General features: G+C 66.9%; 7 protein-coding genes and 1 pseudogene. 4 read left to right on the top strand and 4 right to left on the bottom strand.

Translation table 11 applies throughout. The features are described 5' to 3' along the window. Positions 1-130 precede the first annotated feature (130 nt). On the bottom strand, positions 131-1,147 hold the full coding sequence (gene cysK, locus HUK82_RS12300) for a cysteine synthase A (protein WP_176614241.1): 1,017 nt from the start codon (positions 1,145-1,147) through the stop codon (positions 131-133). 160 nt (positions 1,148-1,307) lie between these two features. Between cysK and HUK82_RS12295 the strand changes: the two genes are divergently transcribed. Then, positions 1,308-1,757, top strand: coding sequence for an RrF2 family transcriptional regulator (locus tag HUK82_RS12295; protein ID WP_176614238.1), 450 nt, complete (start codon positions 1,308-1,310; stop codon positions 1,755-1,757). Positions 1,758-1,855: 98 nt separating this feature from the next. On the opposite strand, the gene HUK82_RS12290 is transcribed toward HUK82_RS12295, so the two are convergent. Continuing rightward, positions 1,856-2,398 carry a hypothetical protein gene (locus tag HUK82_RS12290; RefSeq protein WP_264801972.1) on the bottom strand — a complete coding sequence of 181 codons (543 nt, stop codon included), beginning with the start codon at positions 2,396-2,398 and terminating at the stop codon, positions 1,856-1,858. 367 nt (positions 2,399-2,765) lie between these two features. Here HUK82_RS12290 and HUK82_RS12285 point away from each other — a divergent pair, with 367 nt between their 5' ends. The 3 genes from HUK82_RS12285 (at position 2,766) to HUK82_RS12275 (ending at position 6,498) form a co-directional block, all read left to right on the top strand. Next, a complete protein-coding gene (locus HUK82_RS12285) occupies positions 2,766-3,308 on the top strand; it encodes a hypothetical protein (protein ID WP_176614237.1) in 543 nt (180 codons plus the stop codon). A 140-nt stretch (positions 3,309-3,448) separates the two neighbouring features. Continuing rightward, positions 3,449-5,470, top strand: a complete 2,022-nt coding sequence (gene parE, locus HUK82_RS12280; protein ID WP_176614236.1) for a DNA topoisomerase IV subunit B — start codon at positions 3,449-3,451, stop codon at positions 5,468-5,470. Between the two features lie 119 nt (positions 5,471-5,589). After that, positions 5,590-6,498, top strand: a complete 909-nt coding sequence (locus HUK82_RS12275) for an EamA family transporter (RefSeq protein ID WP_264801971.1) — start codon at positions 5,590-5,592, stop codon at positions 6,496-6,498. Between the two features lie 98 nt (positions 6,499-6,596). Here HUK82_RS12275 and HUK82_RS12270 read toward each other — a convergent pair whose 3' ends face one another. Beyond that, positions 6,597-8,111, bottom strand: a complete 1,515-nt coding sequence (locus HUK82_RS12270; protein ID WP_176614235.1) for a complex I subunit 4 family protein — start codon at positions 8,109-8,111, stop codon at positions 6,597-6,599. A 109-nt stretch (positions 8,112-8,220) separates the two neighbouring features. Beyond that, a pseudogene (locus tag HUK82_RS12265) lies at positions 8,221-8,899 on the bottom strand (DNA mismatch repair endonuclease MutL); the annotation flags it as partial.

The raw sequence follows: 8,899 nt of genomic DNA, 5'->3' as shown, positions 1-8,899 counted from the left end.
CGCCGCCCCGCCGCCTGCGATGACGGGCGCGAAGCCGGCGCTCCCGGCCGACAGCCAGCCTTACACCCCGCCCGGAAGCAACGCCGTCCAGAGCAGCAGCCTGCCCCCCGTGACAGGCCGCTGAGTCGCGTCAGGCCAGTCCGTTGAACAGCGACGTCGACAGATAACGCTCGGCGAACGACGGGGTAATCACCACGATCGTCTTGCCTTCGTTCTCCGGGCGGCGCGCAAGCTGCGTTGCCGCGTGTAGCGCCGCACCGGACGAAATGCCGATCGGAATGCCGTCGACCCGCGCACAGCGCCGGGCTGCGGCGATCGCCTCACGCTCGGACACGGCCACCACGTCGTCCAGCGCCGCGATGTCCAGCGTGGCGGGACAGAAGCCCGGCCCGATTCCCTGAATGCCGTGCGGCCCCGCTTCTTCCCCATGCAGAACCGCGCTCTCGACCGGTTCGACGCCGTAGACGGCCAACCCGGGCTTGCGGGGCTTGAGCGCGTGCGCGATCCCGGACGCCGTGCCCCCCGTGCCCAACCCCGCCACCACAATGTCCACCGCGCCCGCCGTATCGGTCCAGATTTCCTCCGCCGTGGTCAGGGCGTGTATCTCCGGGTTGGCCGCGTTTTCGAACTGGCTCGGCATCCAGGAGTCGGGGGTCTGACGCAGAATTTCCTCGGCGCGCGCAATCGCCCCCGCCATGCCCAGGCGCGACGGCGTCAGCTCAAGCTGGACATCCATCAGGCGCAGCATCTTGCGCCGCTCCATCGACGCTCCCTCCGGCATGGTCACGATCAGGCGATAGCCCAACGCGGCGGCCACGAACGCTAGCGAGATACCGGTGTTGCCCGACGTGGGCTCCACCAGCACGGTACGCCCGCGCACGATTCGTCCTTCGCGCTCGGCGCGCAGGACCATGGCGGCGCCGATCCGGTCCTTGACCGAGCCGAGCGGATTGAAAAACTCCAGCTTCATCAGCAGGCACGCGTGGATGTCGTCCTCAGCCACAAGGCGTGGCAGGGCCACCAGCGGCGTGCCGCCGACCGTCTGCACGATCGAGTCGTAGACACGTCCGCGTGGCGACGCGAGGCCCCAGGCACCGTCGACGGCGACGGGCGGAGCGGACGGGGACGTGCGTGACGGAGAGGACATACGCTGACTTTCCACGTTATCGGCAAACAGATCGTTCTTTACGACGCTCGCCATGATATAACACCATAAGACAGCGTAGATCATCCCGCCGACGGATGATAGAATGCCCCCGACGATGCGGGGCGATCTTTATGCCCGGCCACAGAGAGGAGAATTCCCGATGTTCATCCGCCGCGACCGCGCCATGATATCGGTGGTGATCATGCTTGACGTGGCGTTCCACGCCGGCCGGGGCGGAACGGTCAGCGCCGCCGACATCGCCGAACGCGCGGGGCTTGCGCGCCGTGGGATCGAACCGCTGCTGCAGGCCTTGTCCCGTTCGTCCCTGCTGGAGAGCGTGCGCGGACCGCGCGGCGGCTATCGCCTTGGCCGTCCCCGGCGCGACATCACGCTGGCGGAAATCGTCGATGTCGCCGTCGCCGACGACAGCGCGGGCGATGACGGCCCGCAGGGGGCTCTGTTCGCCAAGGTGGTCGAGCCGTGCTGGGAGGCGCTGGACCGCAGTCTGGTCGAGCAGATGCAGACGATCACCCTCGACGATCTCGTCCGACGGGCCGAGAGTGCCGGCATGCGTCGACCGATGGCCGAGCCCATCAGCTTTTCAATCTGAGGCTCACGGAGCCACATGCGAAAAGGGGGCGCGGAGCAGTCCTCCACGCCCCCTTTTCGTCATTCCGGCGCGCCTGTCGACGGCGCACCGGGCGAGGGTCAATGCTTGGTCTTGGTGGCGGTGCGACGATGGGTCGTCGTCTTCGTCGCACTCTTGCTCGCCGTCGGGGCCGTCACGGCCGGGACGACTGCTCTCGGGACCACCACGCCGATCGCGTCCATGGTAGCGTCCACACGCAGCTTCACCCGGCTGTCACCCGCTCCGGGAATAAGCGTGGCGTTGAAGCTGTCGGTCCCGGCATAAGCCGTAGTGGGCGTGTAGGTGACCCAGGTCTGGTCGTCATAATTATACAGGAACACCTTACCGTGGTCCGGCGCGGACGTAACCCCGAACGAGGCATAGGCCGCCCCCTTGGCGGTCTGCACGGGCACCGAGCAGAGGCCGTCGTCACTGCGGACCTTCATCGACACCGACAGGCTGCCATCGGGCGCCGCCTTGACGGGCGACACGTCGCACACCGCCGAGCGCTTCATGTATCCGAACGGATTGGGCGGAGCGATGTGCGGAGCGAGGGGATGTTGTGCGCAGCCGGCCATCAGAAGGGACGTCGTCACAAGGGTCACGGGCACTCGCAGTCGCACGCTTCAACTCCGATATCTTCAGGATGCGCCCGGCGCGTCCCGTTCTGTCCAACCCCACCGGGGTCTCATGGTGGTCTGCTTAGAACAGGAATGTGGCGGACGAAAGTCCATTTCCGTCACGCGCCGCCACACGCTCGTGATCGCGGTTGCGCCCGGTCCGCTCACACGGTTGCCACATTTTTCTGCGATCGGAAGGCGTTACAAGCAACCATCGCGACGGATCGGCGTGCATGCAGAAAATTTTCTTGCAAAATAGTGTGTTGCAGAGATTAGTTCACATGCCGGTTTTACTGTGTCGCCGGCCCGTCCCGCGAAGCACCCCCTCGGGCCCGCGGGCGTGTCCGTCTGTCCGGTCTGGAGACCCTGAATGACCCTGCCGAAATGGCGCCTTGCCGCCGCCGGCGCCGCGTTTGGCGGCCTGCTGGCCTCAACCCTCGCCCCTGTCGCCCACGCCGCCGGCACCTGCGGCGTCACCCCCGCCCATGAAGCGTTCGATGTCCAGGGCCTGAAGAGCGAGCTGATGGTGACCGCGCTCTCGTGCAGCCAGCAGGACCGCTACAACGCCTTCGTCGCGAAATTCCGCGCCCATCTGATGGATGAGGAAGCGCGCCTGAACGCGTATTTCCGCACGACGTACGGCAAGTCGGCCCAGCGCGAGCACGACGACTACATCACGCAGCTGGCCAACGTGCAGTCGGAAAAGAGCCTCAACTCGGGCACCGCCTTCTGCAACCAGCGCGTCGCGATGTTCGACGAGGTGCAGGTCCTCGACAACGCGTCCGACCTCTCGGCCTATGCCGAGGCCAAGGACATCACCCAGCCCGCGTCCTACGAAACGTGCGGCGCGCCGGTCACGACTCCGACCCGCGCGACGAGCGCGCGTCGCAGCACGCGCAAGGTCCGCAGCTGACGTGCCCCCCGGCCCGTCGCAACGCGCGGGCCGGCTCTCCGTCCCATACGGCGAACGCGGTTTCTCACGCAGGCGGCACGCGGCCGTCAGTCGCATCGTCCCGCTTGACGGCACGCACGTGACGCGAGAGAGACCGTGACATGAACGACCTCTTTTCCGCCCCCGCCGAAGGCACCCCGGACGACGAGCCCAAGGCCCCCGGCAACGGGCCGAAAACCACCGCGCGCTACGACGCCAGTGCGATCGAGGTGCTGGAGGGACTCGAGCCCGTGCGCCGCCGGCCGGGCATGTATATCGGCGGCACCGACGACAACGCCTATCACCACCTTGCCTCCGAGATCATCGACAACGCGATGGACGAGGCCGTGGCCGGCCATGCGTCGACCATCGACGTGGCGCTGGAGCCGGGAAACTGGCTTATGGTGCGCGACAATGGGCGCGGAATCCCGGTCGATCCACACCCGAAATTCAAGGACCGCTCGGCGCTGGAGGTCATTCTGACCACGCTGCACGCCGGTGGGAAGTTCTCCGACAAGGCTTACGCGACGTCCGGTGGACTGCATGGCGTCGGGTCGTCGGTGGTCAATGCGCTGACCGCCCGCATGGAGGTCGAGATCGCCCGCGATCGTGCCGTCTGGCGACAGGCCTACGAACGCGGCATCCCTATCACGACGCTGGAGAAAGTCGGCCCGACGCAGAACCGTCGCGGCACGCAGATCCGGTTCACACCCGACCCCCAGATCTTCGGCGCGCAAGGCTTCTCGCCCGCCCGTCTCTACAAATTCTGCCGTTCCAAGGCGTTCCTGTTCCGGGGTGTGACCATCCGCTGGTCATGCGATCCCACCCTGATCCGCAATGGCGATGACACCCCGGCCGAGGCCGTACTGCATTTCCCCGGTGGTCTGGCCGACAGCCTACGCGATGAAATGGGCGCCCAGCCCCTGCTGGCCGAAGTGTGGGCGGGCGAAGCGGACCTGCCGACCGGCCCCGGCGGGAAGGCGAACGGACGCGTCGAGTGGGCGGTGGCCTTCGTCGAGCAGGGCCCGTCGGCCCTCGCCTCCTTCTGCAACACGATCCCCACGCCGCTTGGCGGCACGCACGAGGCCGGGTTCCGTGGCGCGCTGCTCAAGGGGCTGCGCGCATGGGGCGAACAGCGGTCCAACAAGCGCGCCGCCGCCATCACGGCCGAGGACGTTCTCGGCGCCGTGGCCGCCAAGCTCTCGGTCTTCATCCGCGACCCGCACTTTCAGGGACAGACCAAGGAAAAACTTACCAGCCCGGACGCGGCGCGCTTGGTCGAGACCGCGTTGCGCGATCGCTTCGATCACTGGCTCGCCGGGCATCCGCAGCAGGCCGACAACCTGCTGGCGTTCATCATCGAACGCGCCGAAGAGCGTCTGCGCCGTCGCGACCTGAAGGACACGCCCCGCAAGAGTGCCACGCGACGCCTGCGGCTGCCGGGCAAGCTGACCGACTGCACGCGTGAAAACGCGGCGGAAACTGAAATCTTCCTCGTCGAGGGCGACTCGGCCGGGGGCTCGGCCAAGCAGGCACGCAACCGCGAAACGCAGGCCGTCCTGCCGTTGAAGGGCAAGATCCTGAACGTGGCCAGCGCCAGCACCGAAAAGCTGCGCGCCAATCAGGAACTTCGCGACCTAGTCGAAGCCCTGGGCTGCGGCATCGGGGACAAGCTCGACCCCGATCGCCTTCGCTACGGACGGATCGTCATCATGACGGACGCCGACGTCGACGGCGCCCACATCGCGTCCCTGTTGATGACGTTCTTCTACCGCGAAATGCCCGCACTGATCCGCGGCGGCCATATCTTCCTCGCCCAACCGCCGCTTTACCGCCTGACCCAGGGTGCGAAGACGGTCTACGCCATGGACGACCGCGACCGCGAGCGGCGCATTACCCGCGATTTCAAGGCCGGCAGCAAGGTCGAGGTCTCGCGCTTCAAAGGCCTCGGCGAAATGCCGCCCGGAGACCTGAAACGCACGACCATGGATCCGGCCACGCGCACGCTGCTGCGCGTCGTGGCCCCCCCGGAAGACCGGGCCGCGACGTCCGAGCGAGTCGAAAGCCTGATGGGCCGGCGTCCGGAACTGCGTTTTCAGTTCATCCAGGAACACGCCCGCAGCGTGGACATGCTCGACATCTGACACAACAGGGGTGCGCCGCGCCGCAAGCCCTTGCCAAACCGGGGAACTATACGGCAAAGCGGGCAGGATACGGCCTGCTGACGCGGGCACCGTTCACCCCCGCAAAGCGACCTCGTCCCGTGCCCGCTCCCTCTCTCAAAGGACGCCAGAGCGTGCGTCTCGAAGCGATGGCCTGCCTGATCGGCGGCGTCGCGTCCTATCAGGTCGGGGCGTCGATCGCCAAGGCCCTGTTCCCGATCTTCGGGCCGGTCGGCACGGTCGGTCTGCGCATCGGCTTCGCCGCCATCATTCTCCTGCTCGTCTGGCGACCGTGGCGCAGCGTGTCGCTGCCCGGGACGCTCAAGCGCGATATCGCGCTCTATGGCGTCGCGATGGGGATGATGAACCTGTTCTTCTACCTGACCATCGCGCGCCTGCCGATCGGCATTGCCGTCGCGCTTGAGTTTCTGGGGCCTCTTGCTCTGGCCATCAGCGGCTCCCGCCGCCTTCTCGACCTGTTCTGGGCCGCCATTATCGTCGCCGGTCTGGGTCTGTTGCTGCGGCCGGGCAGCAGTGGCGCCAGCCTCGATCCGCTGGGCGTGTTCTACGGCGTGCTCGGGGCGGCCATGTGGGCGGCCTATATTCTCACCGGCACCCGGATCGGTGGCCGCCTGAGCGCGCCGCAAACGGCAACGCTGGGCATGACCGTGGGATCGATCGTACTCCTGCCCTGCATCCTGTCCGCCGCACCCGTCGCCTGGCACCATCCGCATGCGTTGCTGAGCGCGGTGTTCGTCGCGGTGTGTTCCTCGGCGGTGCCCTACATGCTCGATATGATGGCGATGCGGCGTCTGAGCGCACGCGACCTGGGCGTGCTGTTCAGCCTCGACCCGGCGGTGGCGGGCTTCAGCGGCTGGCTTCTGCTCGGGGAGTCGCTGTCGGGCTGGCAGTGTGTGGGGATCAGCCTGATTATCATCGCGTCGCTGGGCAACGTCCTCGCCGCGTCACGGCCCAAGAGCGAAACCATCGCCGAGATCATGGAAGCCTGAAGACCACGTGACGGGCAGGCAGGACGCCTCCGTCACGTGCCGGGGGACCGTCCGCAGCCCGGTCTGGGCGCGCGCGATCCCCTCGCCCCCTCACTCGATCAGCGGGCGGCCACCTGCACCGCCTGATGGGCCACAGACGCGGTGTTCGCCGCATGGCCGCCCAAGGCGCTGGTGATCACCGGGTCGAACAGACGCAGGAACGTGTCCGGGTGGATACCCATCCACAGCGTGACGATCGCCAGAGGCACCAGCACAGCCAGTTCCACCCCCGTAAGATCGCGCAACAGAGCCGCCGTTCCCTTGACGGCGCCGAACATCACCCGGCGATACAGCACCAGCGTATACACGGCGCCCAAAATCATGGCGGACCCAGCGAACAGGGCCACCCAGAACGACACATGCAGCGCGCCGATCATGACCAGCCATTCGCCCACGAACGCACCCGTGCCGGGCAGTCCGACATTGGCCATGATGAACAGCATGCCCAGCGCGGCCAGCTTGGGCATCCGGGCAGCAACACCCCCCATCTCGTCGATGGTGCGCGTCTCGGTGCGCCACGCGATCGCGGCAATGCACAGGAACAATGCGACGATCACCACGCCATGCGACAGCATCTGGAAGATCGCGCCATCCAGACCGGCGGGGTCGAGCGAGAACAGACCGACCGCGATCAGCCCCATGTGCGAGAACGACGAATACGCGATCGTGCGCTTCATGTCGGTCTGGGCCAGAGCGATGATCGCCGCATAGATCACCGCCACGACACCCAGCACCAGCACATAGGGTGCGAACCGGTGCGCCGCTTCGGGGAACATCAACACCCCTAAGCGCAGCATGCCGTAGGCACCGGCCTTCGACAGGACGCCCGACAGCAGGGCCGTCGCCGGCGCGGGGGCCTCGGTGTACGCATCCGGCAGCCATGCGTGCAGCGGAAACAGCGGCAGCTTCACGCCGAATGCGATCAGAAAGCCCAGCAACAGCCAGTTCTGCATCGCCGGCGGGACATTCACCTGCATCAGCGCCGGGATGTCCGTGGTGCCGGCCGCCGTCCACATGGCGATCAACGCCAGCAGCATGAACAGCGAACCGCCGAAGGTGAACAGGAAGAACTGCAACGACGCCCAAATCCGCCTGGGGCCACCCCAGATGCCGATCATCAGGCTGCCGGGGATCAACGTCGCTTCGTAGAAAATGTAGAACACGACCAGATCAAGGGCGGAAAACAACCCGATCAGCGTCGTTTCCAGCAACAAAACCGCGATCATGTAGTCGCGGACCCGGGTCGTGATGAGCGTCCACGATGCCGCGATGGAGAGTGGTGTAAGGAAGGTCGTCAGCAGCACGAACACCAGACTGATGCCATCGACACCCGCATGGTACGACACCCCGAAGGCAGGCATCCACGCGTGCTGGACCTCGAACTGCGCGCCCGCCAGATGCGGATCGAACCCAAGCCACATCATCACCGACAGTGCGAACACCACCAGACTGGTCCACAGCGCGACCCAGCGCGACGACGCCTGCACCGCGTCCGCACTCCCCCGTGCCAGAAGGAGCCCCAGCGCGCCGAGGAGGGGAAGAAACGTAATCAGGGGAAGCAGATAGGGGGCCACCGCAACTCTCTCGACCAGACAGATTGCGCGGAGTGTATCCCCCCCGGAAGCCTGTGGCTACCCAACGGGCGGTTCACGTTCTCCCGATCACGTGAGGTTCGGCGCAACCTCAGCGCCGGCCGAACATCCGTTCGATCTCGTGACGCGTGAGTTTCAGCCATGTCGGACGCCCGTGCGAGCACGTTCCCGCCCGTGGCGTCACCTCCATCTGGCGCAGCAGGGCCGACATTTCCTCACGGCTCAGCCGCCGTCCGGCCCTGATCGAGCCGTGACACGCCATGCGCGCAATGACCGCATCCAGCCGCCCGTCCAGCACAGCGGCCTCCTCCGGCGTCGCAAGCCCCTCCGTCTCCAGCTCGTCGGCCAGATCACGCAGCAGAGGCGCCGGGTCGGTCGTGCCCAACAGGGCCGGAAGCGCACGCACCAGCACCGTGCCCGGGCCGAAGGATTCAATCTCCACCCCCAACCGGGCGAGCGCGGGCGCCTGCGCCAGCAGCAGATCGGCATGCGCACGCCGCATATCGATCACAGCCGGCAGCAGCAGACGCTGGGCATTGACGTGCCCCCCCAGATATTGCGCTCGGAGCGCTTCATGCGTCAGGCGTTCATGCGCGGCATGCTGATCGACCAGCACCAGATCCCCGTCCGGGGCCGTGGCGATGATGTAGGTGTCGAGCACCTGCGCCACGGGCGCGCCAAGCGGATGCTCGCTCGGCACGTCGTCCCCGAGGGCGCTCTCAAAAGCCGGGGCTGGCGACGCCGGGTCCGGCACGCGCGCCGACGGCTCG

It is taken from the genome of Ameyamaea chiangmaiensis (genome assembly GCF_013376175.1).
GTDB classification, from domain to species: domain Bacteria; phylum Pseudomonadota; class Alphaproteobacteria; order Acetobacterales; family Acetobacteraceae; genus Ameyamaea; species Ameyamaea chiangmaiensis.
This window is presented reverse-complemented; position numbering and strand designations above follow the sequence as displayed.